The organism is Nostoc sphaeroides, from assembly GCF_003443655.1.
Taxonomy (GTDB): domain Bacteria; phylum Cyanobacteriota; class Cyanobacteriia; order Cyanobacteriales; family Nostocaceae; genus Nostoc; species Nostoc sphaeroides.
On the sequence record NZ_CP031941.1, the window covers coordinates 4512841 to 4533243 of the forward strand.

Here is a 20403-nt window from a genome sequence, read left to right on the forward strand (position 1 = left end):
ATTGTGAATATCAAAGTAAATAGATTAGTGAATTATATTTTGTCTGCAAATCATCATATATGTAAAATACAAAGGAATATTTTTAATTGCTTATATAGAGCTTGTTTTTTTTATGCCAATAGGATAAAAGGAACATAATTTTATCTTTAAACAATGAAATTTATAAACAAAAAATAGTTATAAAGAAAATTTAAAAAACTGGTAAATGTTATTTGGTTACAGAAATAGATTGCCAAAAAAAGTTAAAAAAATATGACAACCAACCATAAAAACACACCATGTTTGGAACTCAAAACACTTCAATAAATTCCGATAAACTATTCGCAGCAACTACCCAAAGAATAGAATCATTAGGATCGATTATTGCTAGTTCAACTCCTCTAACTTCTGATTTTCTTCCACTGAGTAAGAGTTCCTCAGTACCACAATCATCTGGATTGCTGTCAGCAAATCCCAATCCTAATCCTTACTTAACCAGTGCGGCGATTACTCCTGACTTTAACGGTGATGGCAAAACGGATAAAGTTTGGGTGGATTCTACAACCGGTGAGATTATCATTAGGTTGATGGATGGCACAAAAGTTGTTGAGCAGGGTTCTCTAGGTAATTTCGACCTAACTGCCTATGATTACAAAATTGCCGATTTCAACAATGATGCCAAAACCGACTTCTTATTACGCAATAAGACAACCGGCGAAAATAGTATTGTGCTGATGGATGGAACCAAGGTTGGTAGTGCGGCTGCTCTATCTAGCGTTGATGCAGCGTGGAGTCCTCAGATTGGCGATTTCAATGGCGATCGCAAAACCGATATCTTCTGGCATAATGCTACAACTGGTGAGAACGCTATTTGGGAGATGGATGGTACCACCGTTCTGAATGCAACTGTTCTAGACACAACAGATGCAGCACTAACTCCTACCATTGTTGATTTCGACGGCAATGGTAAGAGTGACATTTTCTGGCGCAATCAGACAACCGGCGATAACACCGCTTGGTTTATGGATGGTACGCAAAAGACTGAATTTGCGCTGCAATCACAAGATGCCGCTTGGACTGCTAGCCTTGGTGATTTCAACGGCGATTTAAGCACTGACATTCTGTGGAGAAACGCTCAAACAGGTGAGAACAAGGTTTGGACGATGAGAGGCATCTTAGTCACAGAAGGCGCTTTAGGGACACTTGACTCAGCCTGGACTTCTAAAATTGGCGATTTCAACGGTGATGGCAAGACCGATATCTTCTGGCACAATGGCACAACTGGTGAGAACACCGCTTGGTTGATGGATGGTACAACAGTTGCGACTGAAGCTTTCTTACCGACTAATAACGCGGCCTTGACACCATCTCTTGGCGACTTCAACGGCGATGGTAAGACCGACATCTACTGGCGCGACCAGACAGCAGGTACAGACAACATCTGGACTATCAATGAGACGACAGCCGTTGAGACTCCCATTAGCGACGCAGATAAGCTTGGCCCTCAGTGGTATACGTTCTAAAAGCTAGAAACAGAGGTCATTCAATTTTGGATTTTGGATTTTGGATTTTAGATTTTTCCTTCAATATCCAAGTTGCGCTCCCAGCGCACCAAAGGTGCGACCCAAAATCTAAAATTGGCATTAGGGACTTCCAGTAAAAAAACATCCCATCGTAGGGGCGCACAGCTGTGCTGTGCGCCCCTACAGATGTACAAATAATTTGGGATAATTTGCGTTTAATGTGAATTAAGTCTTGAAACCCACTTTTTCAAAATCTAACAATCTTCCGTCATTGCGAACGCGAGTGCGTCTCGTAGAGACGAGGAACGACGAACGCAAGAGCGTGTCGCAGACAAGCAATCCCAGCCATTGCGATTGCTTCGTTCCTCGCAATGACTTGTTTTATTTTATTATTTCATCGAATAATAAGAACTGGGATGCACCCCAAGGGTTGCGGTTGGGGGTTAGGTTTGAGATCAAGTCGCACATGGGGTTACATAAGTTAGGTTGATTCTTGCCTATAGCGGTTTTCGTTTACGTGAGGTACACCCGTAGGGGCACGGCAGTGCCGTGCCCTTACACCTTACGATATAATCTTGTACCGCATCTGAATGGGAACCGCTATATCTACTTCTACTACTTTGTTTAATAGCAGTGATCTCAAACACAATATATCTGTGATTATTAACACGTACTTACATATTTAAATAACTATATTATCCTGCTCAGAAATAGATACAGCAAAAATGCATCTCAATACTATTCGGTTAAGCCTAAAAAATAACTCCAATGCTAGGTTGGGTTTCACTTCGTTCAACCAAACCTACAAATTTTCTTAACCGAGCAGTATTGGAATGCATCTTACCACTTGATATCTATTTATTTGTGTTAACTCCATTAATCTAATGCAGGAGAATTTTTACTATGTCTAGACTAAGCGTTCCACCCAATTTCATCGGCACCAGCAGTGCAGACACAATAGTAGGGGAAGAGTTAAATGCACCTTTGGCAATTGGAATTGAGATTTTAGGCAAAGGTTCCATTGATACACGCTCAGGAAAGGACACGATTAAGGGCACAGGGAACGGCACTAACGGCGGCAACGGTGGCAACGGCATCGACGGCGGCAACGACGGGGGCAACGGCGGTATTGGCACTGGCATCGCTAATAGTGGCAATCTGAATACAGAGAAAGAAAACGACAATATCACTGGCACAGGTCAGGGCGGCAACGGCGGCGACGCCGGCGACGCCTTCGCATACGGCAACGGCGGCACCAGTGGTAGTGGCACTGGCATCGCTAATAGTGCCAGTCTGAATACAGGCTCAGGAAACGATACCCTCACTGGCACAGGCAACGGCGGCAACGCCGGCAACAGAAACACTGGCGGCTTTGGGAAGGGCGCCGAAGGCGGTACTGGCACTGGTATCGCTAATAGTGGCAATCTGAATACAAGCTATGGAAACGACAAGATCACCGGCACAGGCAACGGCGGTAATGGCGGCTTCGAGCAAGGCGACGGCGGTAATGGCACTGGCATCGCTAATAGTGGCATTCTGAATACAGGCTCAGGAAACGACACCCTCACTGGCACTGGCAACGGCGGCGACGGCGCTGAAAGCTACACCCGCAGGTACGGCGACGGCGGTAGTGGCACTGGCATCGATAACAGTGGTAAGAATGGCAGTCTCAATACAGGGGACGGAAATGACACGATCATCGGCATCGGTACTGGCAGCAACGATGATTATGGTAATGGCACTGGCATCGCTAATAGTGCCAGTCTGACTACAGGCTCAGGAAACGACAGGATCACTGGTACCGGTACTGGCAGCAACAAAACTAATGGCACTGGCATCGATAATAGTGGCAGTCTGAATACAGACTCAGGAAACGACACGATCACCGGCACCGGTACTGGCAGCAACTTAAGTAGGGGCACTGGCATCGATAATAGTGGCAGTCTGAATACAGACTCAGGAAACGACACGATCACCGGCACCGGTCAGGCCAACGGTTTCAACAGCGAAGGCGTCGGTATTGGAATCGGCATTGCTAACAGTGGCAAACTGAATACTGGAGATGGAGAAAACACGATCGCTGGCACCGGTACTGGTGGCAACATCAACACCCTTTTCTACGGCGGCGTCGATAGCGGTACTGGAACCGGTATCCTGAACATTAAAAACGCCACCATCACTACAGGATCGGACAAAGACACGATTATCGGGTATGGGAATAGCTCAGGAGAAAACGATACAGCCTATGGCATCTTCAACGATGGAGTGATTGATACCAACAATGATTCTGACAAACTTACCGGACAGGCAACAACCACAATTGGTGGTACTGCCTACGGTATTTATGGGCAAGGAACCATCAACACTGGCGATGGAAATGATCAAATTACAGCCACCAGTATCGTAGATGGAGTTCAACAAAAAGTCTCTATCGGTGGCGGTATCAAGATTGATCTCGGCACTGGAGATGACTTCTTTAAAGGATTCGGGGGAGCAAGTGTTAATGGCGGGGACGGTTTTGATACCCTGGATCTGGGCACTTTCAATCGTTCCGAACTGCTGGTATCTGGTGTTATTTCTGGCAATCCCCTTAACTCTGCCAACTTCAGTTTCAACGGTATTAGCTTGTCTACAACCGGCTTTGAGAAATTTATCTTTGCAGATAGCTCTTTGGACTACAGCACTCTGGTAAACGGGGCATGAGTTTGTTCACAGTCATTGCTTATTATCCCTCATCCCCTACTCCTCAAAACTTGTAACTCAAAACCTGAATCTCCCCATTTTCTGGCAAATCTTTTGGAGTTAGGTTTATTCTTGCCTATGTATAGGACTTACGCAAAAACCCTCTCAAACTCTCATTCCTCCGTGACCGGTTATTGAGCGAAGTCGAAATACTGCGCCTAATAAGGTTCGTTTTCCGTTACCCGTGCGTAAGTCCTATCTGCTTACTTTGTTTAAATTAGCAGTGATCTAAAACACAATATATCTGTGATCGTGAACACATACTTGCTAATTGAAGTAACTATATTATCCTGGCAAGAGAGAGATACAGCAAAAATACATCTTACAACTTGATCTCCATTTCCTTCTGTTAAAGCCAGAGATAAAAAGAAGTAGATGGACAAAAATATTTACAGTCATTGGGAAGTCGAATAAAGCAATCCGCTTGCGCCTGGAATTGCTTTATTCGGCTTCTCTACGAGATGCTGCGCGTAGCAGGCTTTTGAGCAGGGGTACGCTGCATTGGCAATGACATTGTGTAATTAATTCTGTCTGACTAGCAATACCTTTGCCAATTTTTTAGAACTTCCGCAGAATGCAGGTTTTGGGCCAATACTGCTCGGTTAAGGAATTTCTTGGTTGAGGCAAGCTGTTCAATAGCTGGGGGAGAAATGGAGGCTGGCGTTGAGTTTTTGCCTCCCCTGCCTCAAGAGCTTCCCCTGCCTCCCCTGCTTATCCGAGCAGTATTGGGTTTTGGGCTATGGGTTTAAACCTCAATTCCAAAGCCTGAAATGCCTGCTGTCTATGGAATTTAGCTTTTTGTCCAGTTCTAAAACTGTAATTTTGGCGAGGGTATTGTAATAAGGCAATTGATTATTTGGGTTTGTGCCTCACCACGTTATTAATTTAATGAAGGAGAATTTTGACTATGTCTAGACTAAGCGTTCCACCCAATTTCATCGGCACCAGCAGTGCAGACACAATAGTAGGGGAAGAGTTAAATGCACCTTTGGCAATTGGAATTGAGATTTTAAGCAAAGGTTCCATTGATACACGCTCAGGAAAGGACACCATTAAGGGCACAGGCAACGGCACTAACGGCGGCAACGGTGGCAACGGCAACAAAGGCATCGACGGCGGCAACGGCGGTATTGGCACTGGCATCGCTAATAGTGGCAATCTGAATACAGAGAAAGAAAACGACAATATCATCGGCACAGGTCAGGGCGGCGACGGCGGCAGCGGCAACGAGGGCGTCGACGGTGGGGACGGCGGCAACGGCGGTATTGGCACTGGCATCGCTAATAGTGGCAATCTGAATACAGAGAAAGAAAACGACAATATCACTGGCACAGGTCAGGGCGGCGACGGCGGCAGAGGCTACCCCAACGACGGCATCGAAAAGGGTGTCGAAATCGAAGAGGGTGTCGGCGGCACCGGCGGTACTGGCACTGGCATCGCTAATAGTGCCAGTCTAAATACAGGCTCAGGAAACGACACCCTCACCGGCACAGGCAACGGCGGCGAAGGCGGCACTGGCGTCGACGGCATCGACGGCGTTACTGGCGGTACTGGCGGTACTGGCACTGGCATCGCTAATAGTGGCAATCTGAATACAGAGAAAGAAAACGACAATATCATCGGCACAGGCAACGGCGGCAACGGCGGCAACGGCGGTATTGGTACTGGCATCGCTAATAGTGGTAATCTGAATACAGGCTCAGGAAACGACACCCTCACTGGGACAGGCAACGGCGGCGACGGCAGTAAAAGCGATATATACATGTTCTTCCCCACCGGGGTAAGCTACCTTGGCGGTACTGGGATTGGTATAAATAACAGTGGCAGTATTAATACAGGCTCAGGAAAAGACACGATCGCTGGCACTGGCAACGGCGGCAACATCGGCAACGTCGGCAACGGCGGCGACGGCGGTAGTGGAACTGGTATCGATAACAGTAAGAAACTGGATACCCAAGACGGAGAAGACACGATTACTGGTATAGGTACTGGCGGCTATGGCGACACCGTATATGGCGGTAGTGGAACTGGTATAAATAACAGTGGTAGTATTAGTACAGGTTCAGGAAAAGACGCGATCGCTGGCACTGGCAACGGTGGCAATTCCGGCGTCCAAGGCGGTAGTGGAACTGGTATAAATAACAGTAAGGAACTGGATACCCAAGACGGAGAAGACACGATTACTGGTATAGGTACTGGCGGCACTGGTGGCGAAGGTGCCGGTACTGGAACTGGTATAAATAACAGTGGCAGTATTAATACAGGCTCAGGAGAAGACACGATCACTGGCACTGGCAACGGCGGCAACTTCAGCAACGGCGGTACTGGAACTGGTATAAATAACAGTGGCAGTATTAATACAGGCTCAGGAAAAGACACAATCGCTGGCACTGGCAACGGCGGCAACGGCGGCTATACCAGCTACGGCGGCTTTGGCAACGGCGGTAGTGGAACTGGTATCGATAACAGTAAGGAACTGGATACCCAAGACGGAGAAGACACGATTACTGGTATAGGTACTGGCGGCACTGGTGGCAATGCCTACTCCGCAAGCGATGGTGGTGCTGGAACTGGTATCAATAACAGTGGCAGTATTAATACAGGCTCAGGAAACGACACGATCACTGGCACTGGCAACGGCGGCAAGATTAATAGCCCTCCTGGAAGCAGCGGTGCTGGAACCGGTATCCAGAACATTAAAAACGCCACCATCACTACAGGGTCGGACAAAGACACGATTATCGGTTATGGGAATAGCTTAGGAGAAAACGCTACAGCCTATGGCATCTTCAACGATGGACTGATTGATACTGGGGATAGTTGTGACAAGCTTACCGGACAGGCAACAACAACAATTGGTGGTACTGCCTACGGTATTTATGGACAAGGAACCATTAACACTGGCGATGGAAATGATGAAATTACAGCCACCAGTATCGTAGATGGAGTTCAACAAAAAGTCTCTATCGATGGCGGTATCAAGATTGATCTCGGCACAGGAAATGACTACTTGAAAGGATTCGGTACTGCAACTGTTGATGGCGGTAAAGGTTTTGATACCCTGGATCTGGGCGCTTTCAATCGTTCCGAACTGCTGGTATCTGGTGTTATTTCTGGCAATACCGTTAATTCTGCCAACTTCAGTTTCAACAGCGATGGAAACACCATTAGCTTGTCTACGACCGGCTTTGAGAAATTTATCTTTGCAGATAGCTCTTTGGACTACAGCACTCTGGTAAACGGGGCATGAGTTTGTTCACAGTCATTGTTTATTATCCCTCATCCCCTACTCCTCAAAATTTGTAACTCAAAACCTGAATCACGCTATTTTCCGGCAAATCTTTAGGGCTAATGGAAATACTATCCCCATTGCTACGCCGCACTGTCATACCTTGCATCAAGGTCAGAAAATCATCCAGTGGTGAAATATCGCACTTAGCAGCATCAGCGCCCTGTGTGCGGTAATGGGTTGGAATCACTATCTTGGGATTTAAGATTTGCACAGCCTGCTTTGCTTCCTCAGCATTGTAGGCTTTTGCACTGCCTCCCACCGGAATAAATGCTACATCGGGACGCCCCATCAGGATTTTTTGCTCAATGGAAATCGGTGCAGCAGCTCCGCCTAAGTGTAAGATATTAATTCCGCCTTGCTGCCAACTCCAAGCGGTATTTGAACCAAATTGCCTACCACCTTTGCGATCGTGGTCTATGGCAATTCCTTGAAACTTAATGCCTTTAAACTCATAAACTCCTGGTTCATAGATGAGTTTTGCATTTCCCGGTAGTACGTCTACAGCACCTTCATCCAGCAGTTGGCTGCTAATCAGTACTAAATCTGCTGCAACTTTTGGTGGACGATACCCAGCAGTACAACCGGCCGTCCGAAATGGATTAACAAGAATTTTCGCACCGCCACCAGTAAAAAGAAAGCAAGTATGACCCAACCACTGAACTGATAAACCGCTAGATTGTGCGTCAGCTTGAGATTCAGAACCCAAGTTAGTAACCAAAGCTGTGACTAACCCCGCCCCAGCATAGCCCATCAACTGTCGTCGTTTCATTAATTATGCTCTCGACTGTAACTGTTCCAGAAAATTTCGCAATAACTGTTTTCCTGAAGATGTCAGGACACTCTCTGGGTGAAACTGGACGCCCTGAATATGAGGATACTTCCGGTGTCGCACTCCCATAATGGTGTTATCTTCAACCCAAGCGGTGATTTCTAACACATCTGGGCAAGTCTCACGTTCTATCACCAAACTATGATACCTGGTGGCGGTTAAAGGATTTTCTAATCCCCGAAAAACCCCCACCCCAGTGTGAGACACCTGAGAGGTTTTGCCATGCATCAACTCTGGAGCAGGAATTATTTTACCACCGAACACTTGACCGATGCTTTGATGTCCTAGACAAACACCCAAAATTGGCAACTCTTGTCCTAGCTGTTCAATCAATTCTAAAGAAATACCGGCATCTTCCGGGCGACCTGGCCCAGGAGAAATAACCACAGCTTCGGGCTTTAATGCCCGAATCTCATCTATCGATATCTTATCGTTACGAAAAACTTTAATATCATCTGCTACTGGGAATTCTGCTGCCAATTCTCCCAGATATTGCACTAAATTATATGTAAAACTGTCGTAATTGTCGATAACTATAATCAAAGCTTATAACTCCTGGTTTTTACCACTCATCAGTTACAAACAGCATAGACAAATATCTCATGCTATTTGTTCGCTAGGTGTAAAAATAACGCTGACGTGGACGCTTAAAGAATTACCAAGTAATCCTTTACCCAGGATGCTTGGCACAACGCAGATAGCGACGCGCAAAGCGAGTCCGCGTTCGCTTTTAGCGTCTCGTAGAGAGCGTTATAGCCCGTCGTAGACATCGCCTCACTTTTGAATTGCTTATAATCTGTTCTCTAGGGGATCGGACAGAGTTTGATCCTGTTATTGGCTCACTTGGCGATCGCAAATAACCTCTACAAAGCCGATATAATTAACTTTACCAGAGGAGGGAGCAGGAGCGTACCAGCTACCAGCACCGCTACTAAAGCAGAAACAAGCACTGCGCCAGCCGCACAATCTTTAGCAATTTTTGCCAATTCATGGTATGTCTGCTTAACGGTTAAGTCCACAAGAGACTCGATCGCTGTATTTAGTAACTCTAATGCCAAAACTAAACCACTAGTTACACCAATTACCGCGATTTCCACCGCTTGCAGATGTAGAAAAACGCTTAAAGCGATCGCCAACGCGCAAACACTTACGTGGATGCGAAAATTACGTTGAGTTTGAAAACTATAGCTGATTCCAGCCCAGGCATATTTAAAACTAACAAATAAATTAGAGGCTACTTTCCAGGAGAATTCCCGTTCGTTAGACACCAGTGTTTGTAACGAGGTGGGCGTTGGTGATGGAGAAATTTTTTGGGACATAGACTTAAAAACACAAAAACAGAGTTGCTACGTGGGAATATTCGCCGATTTTAATGGCAGAATTAACTTTGAGGCAATCTTTAAGCAATTTTCCACAGAAGTTATTATAAAAGTATTACCCAAAATTAACACTATAGAAATACACTAACTACTGCTATTCCATGTCAATAGCAATACCTATTGCATTCAGCAATCTCACTTGCTGTTCTAACATTCGCCCCAAACTTTCTTCATCAGGATGATCCCAGCCCAAGAGATGTAAAAAACCGTGACTAGCTAACCAGGCTAGCTCAGTGGGTAAGCTATGTTCCTGCTGTTGAGCTTGACGTTGTGCTGTATCTACAGACACGATAATATCACCTAAGTATAATGGTACAGAAGCAAGCATCTCTTTGCTTTGAGGAAAATCCACCTCCAAAGCAGCAAAGGCTAAAACGTCTGTGGGCTTATTTTGTTGACGATACTGGGCATTCAGTTCTTGAATTTGCGAGTCATCTGTCAAACGCAGCCCGATTTCATAACTTGGCGCTGGCGGAATTTGAGGGTGAAGTATTTCCAACCAGTGATTAAACCAATTTTCCCAAGTTTCAGGAGGAATTCGGGGATCAGTGTCCTCAATTTTTACAGATGTTGTCGGGGACAACTCGTAAAAATCATCCTCCACATATAGTTCAACGCTCAGGGGCACACAGTCTCCTAGTCTGAGGTTTATGGTTTTTCGCTAAGACTGTCCTTTGTCATTGATCATCTGTCCTTTTAAATACAATTAATGACTAATGACTAATGACTAATTTAGTGAGTTAGGTAAGCAAGACCAACAAGGAGAGATAAAAGCCCTACAGCAGTCAACGCAAAATGCTTTAGGGAAGTTCCACCTTTCCGCACCATGTTTCGCATGGCAAGTTTTACGTAGCTAGGTTGAGGTTCTGTTGAAGGAGTGTTGCTCATAGTTATTTGTCCACAGACTCTTTTATAACTGTAACAGTTGGTCTGGGATAGAATGGCGATCGCCTGTATATTGCTCAGGAATTTATCTGAAAACACCTCGATAAGAAGGAATGCTACGCCTACGCGCCAATCTTAGAAAAATAAATAATAAATAAGTGCTAAGTAATATTAAAGATAATTACTTAGCACTTGTAAATAATCCCAAATTATGCACTAGTATTTTCTACTAATTTATTTTCTTGGCGCAGATAAGCTTGAATGAACGGATCAAGTTCACCATTCATCACATCGCCAATCGCCGTTGTTTCTGTATTTGTACGTAAATCCTTCACCATCTGGTAAGGATGAAATACATAGTTACGGATTTGGTTTCCCCAGGAAGCTTCTACCATATCGCCACGAATTTCGGCAATTTCTTGGGCGCGTTGCTCCTTGGCGATGACCAACAGCTTTGCTTTGAGGCGATTTAGGGCTTTTTCTTTATTTTGCAGTTGCGATCGCTCTTCTGTACAGCGCACAGCAAGACCTGTGGGAAGGTGAACAATCCGCACCGCAGTTTCTACTTTGTTGACGTTTTGCCCACCTTTACCACCAGACCGAGTTGTGGTGATTTCCAAATCCTTATCTGGAATATCCAATTGCACAGAGTTATCAATCTGCGGCATCACTTCCACCCCTGCAAAACTGGTTTGTCGCTTACCGTTGGCATTAAAAGGTGAAATCCGCACTAAGCGATGTGTACCCATTTCCGATCGCAAGTAACCATAAGCATAGCGACCAGTAATTTCTAGGGTTGCTGATTTAATTCCGGCTTCATCACCCTCCGACTCTTCAGCTAAAGTTACCTTATAGCCATGAGCTTCGCCCCAACGGGTGTACATCCGCATTAGCATAAATGCCCAGTCTTGAGCATCTGTACCACCAGCACCAGCACTAATAGTTAGTACAGCACCTTCCGCATCATAGGGGCCGGATAGTAACTGTTGTAATTCCCACTGATCCAGATCACGATTCAGTTTAGTGATGGTAGATTCTGCTTCTTGCAGTAGTGCCTCATCAGTTTCTAACTCCAACAACTCAACAACTGCCTTAGTATCTTCTAGATTGGCGTGCCAGCGATCGTATTGCTGGAGGTGGGCTTTCAGATCGTTGAGTTCTTGCAGAGTTTCTTGGGCTTGGGTTTGGTTATCCCAAAAGTCTGGCTGTGCTGATATTTTTTCGAGGTCTTGAATTTTGGCTGTCAGTGCAGGTACGTCAAAGATAGTCCTGGGTTTTACCCAGGCGGCCAGACAACGTTTCGATTTCGCGTTTTAGTTCTAGGACATCCATAATACTTGCTGAATGATAGATAGAGCGCTAGTAGTGGAAAATTGCTCTTTATTCTACTTATGTTTCTTGATTTTAGCTGTAGTTGGGCAAATTTTTTATAAGTTACAAAAGTGACTTGAAATTATCAAGCGCTTCTTGGGTCACTGAAGTAGTGTTATTTAGCTGTTGCAGATAGGCTTTGATAAACAAATCAATTTTACCGTTCAAGACTTCTGCAGCAACAGGTGTTTCTACATTGGTACGTAAATCTTTCACCTTGGTGTAAGGATGCAAGATATATTCACGGATAAGCAGAGATTGGATGAGTCGAGGTTGAATTGCTTCAACTTGCTGGACATTTTGGGCTAGTGCGATCGCAAACAGTTTACTCTTGAGAATAGCTAAGGCTTTCTCTTTGCTTTGCATCTGGCTACGCTCTTGGTTACAAGATACATTAATCCCAGTAGGAATGTGAACCATCTTTACCCATGTTTCTGTCCGGTTGACATTCCCCCGATGGCGATAATAAGTAATTTCCAAATCTTTCTCTGGAATCTCAAAATCAACAGACTCATCTAAAATCGGGCTGACTTCTACACTGGCTAGGCAAGTATGCCGTCTGCCATTGCCATGAACAGGAGAAATTCGCTCTATTCTTGCATGAGTTCCTTGTTCTGATTTTAGTCAGCCATAAGCATAACGCCCTGTAATTTCTAGGGTGGCATGTTTGACCCCTCCTAAATCACCTGCTGACTCTTGCACTAGATATACTTTATGGTTCTGATTTACTGCCCAACGATGGTATAGCTGTAATAACATAGCTGCCCAGTCTTGGGAATCTATACCTCCAACCTCAGCCGTAATTGTCAAGAATGCCCCCTTTTGGTCGTGGGGGTCAGACAGTAATTGTTGTATTTCTACTATTTCGAGTTCTTGCTGGAGTTGGGTAAGGTTGGTTTGTGCCTCTTGCAACAACTCCTCATCAGCAGAGAATTCTAGTAGCTCTAGTGCAGCCTTGATATCTTCTAGAATCAAGTGCGATCGCTGATATTGTTTCTTCTTAGCGTTCAGGAAGTCAATTTCTTGAAGTGTCTGATAGTAAGTGACAGAATTATCCCAGAAAGTCGCTTGAGAAATCAATTGATTCAAGTCTTCAATTCTTGCACTCAGTTCTGATAGGTCAAAGACAGCCTTCAGCCTTGATCAAGATATTAGATAACCTTTCTACTTCGCGTTTGATGTTTAAGAGTTCTAGCATAGTTTTGCTCACTTGAGACTAGTTAAGGGCTACGGCAACAATTTTGGGTTTTCAAGAGGCGATAAATCGCCGTCTCTACAAGTGTTTTGTTGCTCTATCTTAACTGTATTGCTACATATTCTACTATTAAAACGATGAAAAAACCGTGGATGCTAAAAATTTAACCACGGTTTTTACTTTAGAAAATTTTACTTGTGTTAGCGCCTACAGACAATTAATCGCGACCATTAATGGCAATTAGCAACCGCAAAATAAACACAAACAAGTTGATGTAAGTGAGGTACATCGACAAAGCAGCAGGCAGATATTGGTCATCGCTGTAAGTGCGGGGCAAGATGTAGAAATCGACAACAGAAACCCCAACAAACAGAAACACTCCCAAACCGGAGATGGCAATTTCTAACCAATTTGGCGTGTAAACACCAAACATCGCAAACCCGAATTGGGCGAGGCACACAACCAGCAAGGCGATAACACCAAGATTGATGGTTTTCGTCAAAGCCATGCCATCTTGTTCAGAAAGATTTGAACCAATTTGACGGGCAGCAATAAAAGTAACGCCACAACCAAGGGCAGCTAAACCAATGCCTTGAATACCAACACCTTGGGATCTCAAAGCGACAAATATCAAGCCACTAAGAGTATATCCAGACAAGAGGCTGTAGGTTGCCAACAGGGGTAGTGCAAGACCCTTATTACCTTTTTGGGCAACATTTTGGGCAACAAAGAACAAAATTAACTCCAAAATCACCGCACCAATGAAGGTGGGAAAGAAGATTCCGGGGTTAGTACGGATAACTCCCAAACCGCCGTAGGTTCCTAATGCTGTTAGCACCAATCCACCACCGACGTAGGGGAGGGCGTTGGCGATTACGTTTGGGCCAACGAGGGCGTGAGATTTAGCCTCACGGATTGCTTCACGAAAATTACTGGTATTGCTCATATTGAAAAAGTGTTTTTTAGGAAAACGTTCCGCCTATTTCTATTCTTACCAAGATTTAGGGCAAGAAACCAGGAACGGGTTATGTAAGGTAGGACACAACTAAACAAAGAAGATTATCCAAGGTTGAAATTTTTATCTAAAAAATAAAAATAACCTGTAACAGAGGGGTTAACAAAATCATGCGTACAAATACTGAATTATGGAGTGCGACTCCTTACAAGTTCAGTGAAACGACGATAGCTTATTCTGCCCTTGCTAAGGAAAATAATAACAGCTTAGAAGAAAATATACGCAACTCCATTTTCCCAGGAATAGGAGTTACAACAAAGGAATGTATATGGCAGCAAGTGAGTCCTCTTTACGAACTGATGGTATAGAATTATTACACTTGTACCACCAGAATCCTTCTATTAAACTTCGTAATAAACTTGTACAGTTACATACTGGCTTAGTGCGGAAGATGGCTCATAAATTCAGCCATCAATGTAATGAACCTTATGAAGATTTAGAACAAATCGGTTACTTTGGTTTGATTAGGGCAATTGAGCGTTTCGATCCTAGCCAAGGATATGCTTTTAGTTCCTTTGCTGTGCCATATATTCGTGGTGAGATGCTGCACTTTTTGCGCGATCGCAGTACTCTACTAAAAATTCCCCGTCGTTGGCAAGAATTATATAATGAAGGGCAAAAGATTCGCAAGGATTTGGCAATGTCTTTAGGTCGTCAGCCCAAAGATGCTGAAATTGCCAGCCACCTGCGGGTATCTGTGCAAGAATGGCAAGAAACCAAGTTAGCTGCTCAAAATCGGATGCCTTTGAGTTTAGATGCAACCGCAGTTAACTATGTTGATTGCCAAATAACCTTGGGTGAAGCACTTCCTTGTCCTCGTTCTCATGTTCTTTTACAACAAGAAGAAGAACGCCAACAACTGCAAGGTGCAATCAATATGTTGGAAGAAAAGCCCCGCATGGCAGTTGAAATGGTATTTTTGAAGGAACTTTCTCGCAAGGATGCTGCTAAAAACATTGGCACTAGTCCAATGACAGTAACGCGCTATCTGCAAAAAGGAATTCAAGATTTGATTTGCTATTTGCAACCACAAGTAATGCCAACTGGATCGTAGTCATTAGTCAATGGTCAGTGGTTAGTAGAAAAGCAACTGACAAATGACTAATGACAAATGACTAATGACTAATTATCGAGATTTTAAATCAGCGATCGCACCTTTGGTCATAGCAGCAATAGCTTGATCTGTTGCTTTCGGCAAATGATAATATTTACCGCCTGCTGTTTGCGATAATTCTTTAGCAAAACCAGTAGACACAAATTTACTTTCCGTATCAATTACTAATAGTTGCATCCCCAAAGCACGAATTCTAGCAGCAATTTCTAATAATTCTCCTTTAATATCTGGCTTTTCTCCTGGTTCTAGCTGTTCACCCAAAGAACGCGCTAAGGGAATATTACCCCGCCCATCGGTGATTGCTACAAGGACAACTTGCCCAATATCTCCACTCATCTGAGCATTTAAGCCGACGCGCACAGCTTGAGTTAAACCATGCGCTAAGGGCGAACCCCCACCACAGGGCAACCTTTCCAAACGGTTACGCGCCAAAGCAATAGAACGTGTTGGAGGTAATAATACCTCTGCCTGTTCTCCCCGGAAGGGAATTAATGCTATTTGGTCGCGGTTTTGATAAGCTTCTGTCAACAGTTGCATAACTGCACCTTTAGCCGATTGCATTCGATTCAGGGCCATTGAGCCAGAAGCATCTACCACAAACACTACCAACGCCCCGGCTTTGCGTACCAGGCGTTTCGAGCGAATATCAGGTTTTTCGACAATAACTTTTCTATCTGGTTGTCTTTCTCTGCGTGCTTTTTGATAAGGAGCCGCAGCCCTCAAGGTGGCATCTACTGCAATGCGTCGCGCTTTTCCTTTGGGTAACATCGGCTTAATGTAACGTCCCCTGTCATCGGAAAAGATGACGCTGCGGCTACCAGATTTACCTTGCCGCTTTGCCATTTGAGTAAAATACAGCACGTTGTCATCAAGGATTACCCCTTCTGGATCAAAGATAAATTCTTCCGGGATGTCGGGTGGTTCTTGCTCTTGATTTTCTTCCTGTTCTTCTTGTTCTTGTTCCTCTTCAGATTCGTCTTGGGGTTCTTCTTGATTCTGTTGTGGCGGCGGTGGAGGCGGTGGTGGTGCTTGATCGGGTGGCGGTGTCTGCACAACCGTTGCCCGTGGTACGATTACCAGTTCTACAGCACGGCGCAAATCTTCGGCATTAACTGTTGTCCGTCCCTCCAAAGCCGCCGCAGCTTTGGCAACCCGCGTGGCGAATAACTCGGCGCGATGTCCCTGAACTCCGCCGCGAATGGCCTCATCCACTAAGTAGGCAATTTGTTCATGGGTGATGATGACTTCTTTCAACCATTCCCGCGCCAAGATAATTTGGGTTTTGAGGGAGTCTAAATCTTCGTTGTACTGCTTGAGGAAGTCTTGGGGAGATTTAGAATAAGCGATCGCAACTTCAACTGCTTCTACTCTTTGATCTAAGCCGAGTACACCGTCAGCAGAGAGTGCGATCGCAATTCTATCTAATAAATGCTCCCGTAATCCGCCTTCTTCTGGGTTGTAGGTGGCAATAAATAGGGATTTGCACGGATGCTGAAAACTAATTCCTTCCCGTTCAATCTGGTTGCGTCCCTCAGACAATACTGTTAAAAGCTGATTTGATATTTGGTCATCTAATAAATTAATTTCATCTACGTACAATACACCCCGATTTGCTGTAGCGAGTAAACCGGGCTGAAAAATGGTATCACCTTGTTTTACCGACTTTTCAACATCCACTGAACCTAATAGTCGGTCTTCTGTGATACCTAAAGGAATTTGTAAAAAAGGCGCGGGGATAATTTCGACGGGCACATCTTGAATGTCTTTGTCTGCGTACTTTGCCAAAAGTTGATCGTCCCATTCTTCTGGATGGTTGGGGTCACAATTACTGATTGAACCTTTGACAACTTCAATGGGCGGTAGTAGAGCGTGGATAGCACGAGCCATTACAGATTTTGCCGTACCGCGACGACCTGCGATCGCTACTCCTCCCAAACCAGGATCAACTGCGGCTAACAGCAAGGCTAATTTAATTGCTTCTTGACCGACTACGGCACTCAAGGGAAAGGCAGTGATCGTGGAATTGATAGTAGGCGCAGGCATTGTTTGCTTTTATAGCGAGTCTCGGCCTTTAGCATACCAATTTCTGGCACATTTAGAATAAGTATTATGGCAATGAGAGAGAGGTAAGGTTATGAGTATTGCTCAGGCTAAACGCTTCACACTAGATGAATACCACAGGCTTGGAGAATTAGGCTTTTTCCATGAAGATGACCATATTGAATTAATTAACGGGGAAATTATTGAAATGGCATCCAAAGGTAAAGCTCATGAAACTTGTTTAAGAAATTTGTGGAAGCAACTCCCAAAAATTGTAGCAGATAGGGCAACTTTGCAATCTCAAGCCCCGATTACTTTACCACCTAAGAGCGAACCTGAACCAGATTTTGCGATTGTTCAAAACCGAGATGATAATTATCTCTCGTCTCACCCTAAACCGACTGATGTGTTATTGGTGATGGAGGTTTCAGATTCTTCTTTAGCTTATGACCAAGATGTGAAAATACCTCTCTATGCTCAAGCGGGTATTACTGATTATTGGATATTCAATTTATTCGATAATTATTTGGAAGCTTACAGTGAACCATATCAGGATAACCAAGGCAGATATGGTTATTCAAATAAGCGAATTTTCTTGTCAAATGAGGTAATAAATTTTCCCTGCTTTCCTGATTTATCTATTGATTTAGCTAAGGTGTTTCCGCCAAAGCTGAATTTTTAAACTTTGTTATAGAATTAAGTCATAAGACAAAAGAGTAAGTTTTATGGCTTATAGTGATTTTAAACTTATTGAAGTTATTGATTCTTTTGGGTTAGTTATCCACGAATCATCTGGACTATTCGCAAATGTACAGGAGCAAGAGTGTAGTGATTTATTATCTACTATTCTGAGGGAAAATGTTGATTTAGCAGTAACGATAAGTTCCGAAAAAGCTCGGAGTGAAATGATAATCAGTCCAATTTTATTAGAGATTAGACGCAAATTTAATTATGAAATCAGCTTTTTTTCTGGAATTGACTTTACTGTTGATAGCCAACGAGGACTAAATGGCTTTTGTGATTTTATTTTGAGTCTTTCTTCTGAGCAGTTACTTGTGCGTAGCCCGGTGATTGTTTTAGTAGAAAGTAAAAATGAGAATTTGAGGTCTGGTTTAGCCCAATGTATTGCCGAAATGGTAGCGGCTCAGTTATTTAACGAAAGAGGTGGAAATCAAATAAAAGCTATATATGGTGCTGTTACTATCGGTACTATCTGGCAATTTCTCAAACTTGAAGGTAATATAGTTTAGATTGATTTGAGTGAATATTATATTAAGGATATTAAGAGGATTTTAGGTATTTTGTATGGTGCGATCGCGCAAAGTAAACCGTAAATTATTTATTAACTAAAATATTTATTATTTAAATAAATGGTGCTTTTGAGATAATACCAGAATTGATTATTAAAATTGATGGATAATAGGCGATATCTGACAATAAGCTGTTACGCGTCTATGCTTTTACTAAATCTTCATAAATAACTATATTGACATCCAGCATCAGCTATGAAAATATATACCTCAGACAGCAAAATAACCGCACTCTAAAGCGCAGGTTTTTGGTGGCTGTCTCAGCAGCAGAATTCCTAGTTTCCTGTCGAGCTTCGTGTCATCCCTTCGGCTGATTATTTAGCCAAAAGTCAAGTCAACTAATTGACTAGAATTTTAATGGGAAGACAAGATATTTGGCTGAACATTCAGGGGAAAGGATGACGCGAAACTTGGTAGGAAGCCAGGAATTCTACGGCTGAGACTTAAACCAAACGAAAGCCTAGTGGTTTGTCAAGCCAGTTTGAGGGTTTGTAGTAAGCAGTTTAGTGCTTAGAAAATTAAGGACTAAAGTCCTTACTACGAACTCGCTTACCCATCTATTTGAACTTGACAGACTACTAGATAGCAAATTTTTTCATAGAGGGGGATTAATTTTTGATAATTTTCCTCAAGATAAATTTGTTAACACTAGATGCGTGATATTCCAATGCTGTTGCACACAAAAGCAAAATGGAAAATCGACAAATGAATCCCAAACAGAAACGTAACAAGAAGCAGCAGCTTAGTGATTTGTATGGCTCTAGCTGTTGGTGGTGTCGTCAGAATATACCACAAAATAAGCTGACGATTGAACACCTTTTACCTAAGAGTCGTGGCGGTTCTAATTCTTTTGAAAATTTACGACTTTCTTGTTTCTCATGCAACAATTCTCGTGGAAACAGTCTCTACCCCCCTGGCAGCAAAAAGCTTAACTGTTATCAATTGTATTAAGTTCTTATCTTGTAGGTAGGCATTTTGCCTGCCTTTTCTATTCTAGAAAATATCATACAAAGTAGACATTAAAAATGCACAAACTTCTAATATTCCATAATGAAAAACTTCTACGCCGTGCGCTTACGCATCGTTCTTATGTCCATGAAAACCCAGGAGAAGGCGAACATAATGAACGCCTAGAATTCCTCGGTGATGCTTTGCTGAATTTCTTGAGTGGCGAATATCTATATAAGTGTCACCCAGAAATGGGAGAAGATGAATTAACCCGGCGGCGTTCGGCGCTGGTAGATGAGAAACAATTAGCAAAGTTCGCTGAAGAGGTAGGTTTAGACTTTAGAATGCGGTTAGGAAAAGGCGCTATTCGAGATGGAGGTTTCCAAAATCCTAATTTGCTCAGTAGTACCTTTGAAGCTGTACTTAGTGCTTACTATTTAGATAATGATTCCAATATTGAAGCAGTTCGCGCAATTATAGTACCGCTATTTGATTCTGTAGATCCTAAGCATATAGTTGTGTCTCGTTCTAATGTAGACTCAAAAAATCGCTTTCAAGAATGGGTGCAACGCAACGTGACTCCAAATCCTCCCAAATATTTCACAGAACAAATAGGAGGCCCTTCTCACGCGCCAGAATTCATCGCAAAAGTATTGGTAGATGAAAAATTTTACGGACAAGGTAAGGGACGGAATAAGAAAGACGCAGAAAAAGCTGCTGCTGAAGATGCGCTAGATAAATTGAAAAAACAAGGGTTGTTGTAGAGATGATTTTTATCTTA

At 43.6% G+C, this 20403-nt stretch carries 16 protein-coding genes and 1 pseudogene; 8 read left to right on the forward strand and 9 right to left on the reverse strand.

Annotated features, from left to right (window positions below; all coding sequences use genetic code 11):
- Positions 1 to 278: 278 nt before the first annotated feature.
- The 3 genes from D1367_RS20105 (at position 279) to D1367_RS20115 (ending at position 7494) form a co-directional block, all read left to right on the forward strand.
- Positions 279 to 1502, forward strand: a complete 1224-nt coding sequence (locus tag D1367_RS20105) for an FG-GAP repeat domain-containing protein (RefSeq protein WP_118167941.1) — start codon at positions 279 to 281, stop codon at positions 1500 to 1502.
- A 903-nt stretch (positions 1503 to 2405) separates the two neighbouring features.
- Positions 2406 to 4205, forward strand: a complete 1800-nt coding sequence (locus D1367_RS20110) for a beta strand repeat-containing protein (RefSeq protein WP_118167942.1) — start codon at positions 2406 to 2408, stop codon at positions 4203 to 4205.
- Positions 4206 to 5151: 946 nt separating this feature from the next.
- Positions 5152 to 7494 (forward strand): beta strand repeat-containing protein, encoded by a 2343-nt coding sequence (locus D1367_RS20115; protein WP_118167943.1) that lies wholly within the window; start codon positions 5152 to 5154, stop codon positions 7492 to 7494.
- A 43-nt stretch (positions 7495 to 7537) separates the two neighbouring features.
- Here D1367_RS20115 and D1367_RS20120 read toward each other — a convergent pair whose 3' ends face one another.
- From D1367_RS20120 to D1367_RS20155, 8 genes and pseudogenes are all read right to left on the reverse strand, one after another.
- The gene (locus tag D1367_RS20120) at positions 7538 to 8305 is read right to left on the reverse strand and encodes an MBL fold metallo-hydrolase (RefSeq protein WP_118167944.1); all 768 of its coding nucleotides are present in this window, start codon (positions 8303 to 8305) and stop codon (positions 7538 to 7540) included.
- A gap of 3 nt (positions 8306 to 8308) precedes the next feature.
- A complete protein-coding gene (locus D1367_RS20125; RefSeq protein ID WP_118167945.1) occupies positions 8309 to 8908 on the reverse strand; it encodes an anthranilate synthase component II in 600 nt (199 codons plus the stop codon).
- 320 nt (positions 8909 to 9228) lie between these two features.
- Positions 9229 to 9684 carry a diacylglycerol kinase family protein gene (locus D1367_RS20130; RefSeq protein ID WP_118167946.1) on the reverse strand — a complete coding sequence of 152 codons (456 nt, stop codon included), beginning with the start codon at positions 9682 to 9684 and terminating at the stop codon, positions 9229 to 9231.
- A 154-nt stretch (positions 9685 to 9838) separates the two neighbouring features.
- On the reverse strand, positions 9839 to 10366 hold the full coding sequence (gene ybeY, locus D1367_RS20135; RefSeq protein WP_118171596.1) for an rRNA maturation RNase YbeY: 528 nt from the start codon (positions 10364 to 10366) through the stop codon (positions 9839 to 9841).
- A 110-nt stretch (positions 10367 to 10476) separates the two neighbouring features.
- The gene (locus D1367_RS20140; RefSeq protein ID WP_100899181.1) at positions 10477 to 10632 is read right to left on the reverse strand and encodes a DUF3285 domain-containing protein; all 156 of its coding nucleotides are present in this window, start codon (positions 10630 to 10632) and stop codon (positions 10477 to 10479) included.
- Positions 10633 to 10838: 206 nt separating this feature from the next.
- A protein-coding gene (gene prfB, locus D1367_RS20145; protein ID WP_118167947.1) for a peptide chain release factor 2 occupies positions 10839 to 11961 on the reverse strand; the annotation gives its coding sequence in 2 pieces (ribosomal slippage) (positions 10839 to 11888 and positions 11890 to 11961; 1122 coding nt in all).
- 102 nt (positions 11962 to 12063) lie between these two features.
- Positions 12064 to 13198 (reverse strand): annotated as a pseudogene (locus D1367_RS20150) (PCRF domain-containing protein).
- A 214-nt stretch (positions 13199 to 13412) separates the two neighbouring features.
- Positions 13413 to 14141, reverse strand: a complete 729-nt coding sequence (locus tag D1367_RS20155; protein WP_118167948.1) for a Bax inhibitor-1/YccA family protein — start codon at positions 14139 to 14141, stop codon at positions 13413 to 13415.
- A 337-nt stretch (positions 14142 to 14478) separates the two neighbouring features.
- Here D1367_RS20155 and D1367_RS20160 point away from each other — a divergent pair, with 337 nt between their 5' ends.
- Positions 14479 to 15264 carry an RNA polymerase sigma factor SigF gene (locus D1367_RS20160; protein ID WP_118167949.1) on the forward strand — a complete coding sequence of 262 codons (786 nt, stop codon included), beginning with the start codon at positions 14479 to 14481 and terminating at the stop codon, positions 15262 to 15264.
- Between the two features lie 72 nt (positions 15265 to 15336).
- On the opposite strand, the gene bchD is transcribed toward D1367_RS20160, so the two are convergent.
- Entirely contained in the window at positions 15337 to 17367 is a 2031-nt protein-coding gene (gene bchD / locus D1367_RS20165; RefSeq protein ID WP_118167950.1) for a magnesium chelatase ATPase subunit D, read from the reverse strand.
- Positions 17368 to 17458: 91 nt separating this feature from the next.
- Between bchD and D1367_RS20170 the strand changes: the two genes are divergently transcribed.
- From D1367_RS20170 to rnc, 4 genes are all read left to right on the forward strand, one after another.
- Positions 17459 to 18046 (forward strand): Uma2 family endonuclease, encoded by a 588-nt coding sequence (locus D1367_RS20170; RefSeq protein WP_118167951.1) that lies wholly within the window; start codon positions 17459 to 17461, stop codon positions 18044 to 18046.
- Positions 18047 to 18089: 43 nt separating this feature from the next.
- On the forward strand, positions 18090 to 18614 hold the full coding sequence (locus D1367_RS20175; protein ID WP_410477570.1) for a hypothetical protein: 525 nt from the start codon (positions 18090 to 18092) through the stop codon (positions 18612 to 18614).
- 750 nt (positions 18615 to 19364) lie between these two features.
- On the forward strand, positions 19365 to 19625 hold the full coding sequence (locus D1367_RS20180) for an HNH endonuclease (protein WP_118167952.1): 261 nt from the start codon (positions 19365 to 19367) through the stop codon (positions 19623 to 19625).
- 74 nt (positions 19626 to 19699) lie between these two features.
- Positions 19700 to 20386, forward strand: coding sequence for a ribonuclease III (gene rnc / locus D1367_RS20185; RefSeq protein WP_118167953.1), 687 nt, complete (start codon positions 19700 to 19702; stop codon positions 20384 to 20386).
- Positions 20387 to 20403: the final 17 nt, after the last annotated feature.

Bases quoted from the DNA above. Each gene is read 5' to 3' on its own strand.
- D1367_RS20155 (WP_118167948.1), bottom strand. From the start codon at position 14,141: ATGAGCAATACCAGTAATTTTCGTGAAGCAATCCGTGAGGCTAAATCT.
- D1367_RS20170 (WP_118167951.1), top strand. From the start codon at position 17,459: ATGAGTATTGCTCAGGCTAAACGCTTCACACTAGATGAATACCACAGG.
- D1367_RS20115 (WP_118167943.1), top strand. From the start codon at position 5,152: ATGTCTAGACTAAGCGTTCCACCCAATTTCATCGGCACCAGCAGTGCA.
- D1367_RS20105 (WP_118167941.1), top strand. From the start codon at position 279: ATGTTTGGAACTCAAAACACTTCAATAAATTCCGATAAACTATTCGCA.
- rnc (WP_118167953.1), top strand. From the start codon at position 19,700: ATGCACAAACTTCTAATATTCCATAATGAAAAACTTCTACGCCGTGCG.
- D1367_RS20120 (WP_118167944.1), bottom strand. From the start codon at position 8,305: ATGAAACGACGACAGTTGATGGGCTATGCTGGGGCGGGGTTAGTCACA.
- D1367_RS20160 (WP_118167949.1), top strand. From the start codon at position 14,479: ATGGCAGCAAGTGAGTCCTCTTTACGAACTGATGGTATAGAATTATTA.
- D1367_RS20175 (WP_410477570.1), top strand. From the start codon at position 18,090: ATGGCTTATAGTGATTTTAAACTTATTGAAGTTATTGATTCTTTTGGG.
- D1367_RS20140 (WP_100899181.1), bottom strand. From the start codon at position 10,632: ATGAGCAACACTCCTTCAACAGAACCTCAACCTAGCTACGTAAAACTT.
- D1367_RS20130 (WP_118167946.1), bottom strand. From the start codon at position 9,684: ATGTCCCAAAAAATTTCTCCATCACCAACGCCCACCTCGTTACAAACA.
- bchD (WP_118167950.1), bottom strand. From the start codon at position 17,367: ATGCCTGCGCCTACTATCAATTCCACGATCACTGCCTTTCCCTTGAGT.
- D1367_RS20180 (WP_118167952.1), top strand. From the start codon at position 19,365: ATGGAAAATCGACAAATGAATCCCAAACAGAAACGTAACAAGAAGCAG.
- D1367_RS20110 (WP_118167942.1), top strand. From the start codon at position 2,406: ATGTCTAGACTAAGCGTTCCACCCAATTTCATCGGCACCAGCAGTGCA.